Source organism: Kitasatospora nipponensis (assembly GCF_039528135.1).
Taxonomy (GTDB): Bacteria; Actinomycetota; Actinomycetes; order Streptomycetales; family Streptomycetaceae; genus Kitasatospora; species Kitasatospora nipponensis.
In genome coordinates this window covers 1-2,083 of sequence record NZ_BAAALF010000401.1, presented here as the reverse complement: position 1 = coordinate 2,083, position 2,083 = coordinate 1, and the positions used below count along the sequence as shown (strand labels likewise).

General features: G+C 77.0%; 1 protein-coding gene. It reads right to left on the bottom strand.

The window, feature by feature from the left end; translation table 11 throughout:
• Positions 1–39: 39 nt before the first annotated feature.
• A partial coding sequence (locus tag ABD323_RS40615; RefSeq protein WP_344447134.1) for a MinD/ParA family ATP-binding protein occupies positions 40–2,083 on the bottom strand: 2,044 nt, incomplete at its 5' end.

The window sequence follows — 2,083 nt, the reverse complement described above, 5'->3', positions numbered from 1 at the left end:
CCTCCGGAGGGGTGCGGGGGCCGCCGCGCTGACGGCGGCTCACTGCTGGGGCGGCGGGTACCCGTAGCCCTGCGGCGGCTGCTGCTGACCGGGCGCCGGCTGCGGGTAGCCGTAGCCGCCGGGCTGGCCCGGCTGGGGCGCGCCGTAGGGCGGCTGCTGCTGGCCCGGCACCGGCCCGGGCTGCACGGGCTGCTGGGTCCAGGGCTGGCCGGCCGGCGGGGCGGCCTGCGGGTTGCCCCAGGGCTGGCCGGGCTCCTGCGGCGGCTGGCCGTAGGGCGGCTGGCCCGGCTGGCCGGCCCACTGCTGCTGCTGTTGCTGGGCGGCCTGCTGCTGCCAGCCGCCGGCCGCCGCGGTCTGCTGGGCGCGGATGATGTCCTCGCCGACCAGGGTGGCCAGCTCGAAGTACGCCTCGCGCACCTTGGGCCGCATCATCTCCAGGTTGACCTCGGCACCGGCCGCCAGGCTCTCGTCGAAGGGCACCACCACGACGCCGCGGCAGCGGGTCTCGAAGTGCGCGACGATGTCCTCGATCCGGATCATCTTGCTGGTCTCGCGGACCCCGGAGACCACCGTGATGCTGCGCTGGACCAGGTCCGCGTAGCCGTGCGCGGAGAGCCAGTCGAGGGTGGTGCTGGCGCTGCTGGCGCCGTCCACGCTCGGGGTCGCCACGATGATCAGCTGGTCGGCGAGGTCGAGCACGCCGCGCATCGCGCTGTAGAGCAGGCCGGTGCCCGAGTCGGTCAGGATGATCGGGTACTGGCGGCCCAGCACGTCGATCACCTGGCGGTAGTCGGAGTCGTTGAAGGTGGTGGAGACCGCCGGGTCGACGTCGTTCGCCAGGATCTCCAGACCGGAGTTGAGGTCCTGCGAGGTGAACTGGCGGATGTCCATGTAGCTGCGCAGGTGCGGGATCGCGGTCACCAGGTCGCGGATGGTCGCTCCGGTCTGCCGCTTGATCCGGCGGCCCAGCGTGCCGGCGTCCGGGTTGGCGTCGATCGCGATCACCTTGTCCTGGCGCTCACTGGCCAGGGTGGCCCCGAGCGAGGTGGTGGTCGTGGTCTTGCCGACGCCGCCCTTGAGGCTGATCACCGCGATCCGGTAGCAGCTCATCACCGGGGTGCGGATGATGCCCAGCTTGCGCTCGCGCTCGGCCTGCGCGGCCTTGCCGCCGAACTTGATCCGCGGGGCCTGCCGCTGCTGCTTGGGCTGGTTGCGCAGCAGGCGGTCCGAGGAGAGCTCGACCGCGGCGGTGTAGCCCAGCGGGGCGCCCTGGGCGGTCGGCTGCTGGCCACCGGGCTGCTGGAAGGCGGCCGGCGCCTGCGGGACGGCCTGCTGGTGCGGGTAGCTGACCGGCGCCGGGTAGGGCTGCTGGCCGGGGACCTGCCCGGGCTGACCCGTGGGGGGCTGCTGCTGCCCGGGCTGCGGGGGCCCGGGCGGGACGGCACCGGGCTGGACGACACGCGGCTGGACGGCGCCCGGGTGCGGGTGGACGCCCTGGCGCGGGTCCAGCGGAGCCACCGGACCGGTCGGCGGCTGCCCGCCGTGCGGCGGCGGGCCGTGCGGCGGCAGTCCCTGGTGGGGGACGCCCGGCTGCTGCGGGGCGGGCTGCTGCGGCTGGCCCGGCTGGGGGAGCGGAGGCTGCTGGGCCCAGGGCGCGCCGGGGCCGGGCGGCGCCTGCCCGGCGTCCGGACCGGCCTGCGGGCCGGTGGCCTGCGGCCCGCCCGGCTGCGGGTAGCCCGGGTAGCCGGGGCCGGGGTAGCCGGCGGGGTAGGGCTGGCCGGGCTGCGGCGGCTGCTGGTGCTGCGGCTGGCCGGCGGCGGACTGGCCGGGATAGGGCTGGCCCGGGTACTGCTGGTCCTGGTACGGCTGCTGCGGCGGCGCGACCTGGTAGGACTGCGGGTCCGCGCCCGGCCAGCCGGGAGCCGCCGGCGGCGTGGGGTGCGGCGGCTGCCCGGGGGACTGCTGGTGCTGCTGGTCGGGGTGCTGCTGCTGGTCGGCGGCCGGGGGGGCGGGGGGGGGGGGGGGGGGCGGCCCGCGGGTCGTCCCCTGGGCGGGGCGCCGGTCCGTCCGGTGCGTCGGTTGC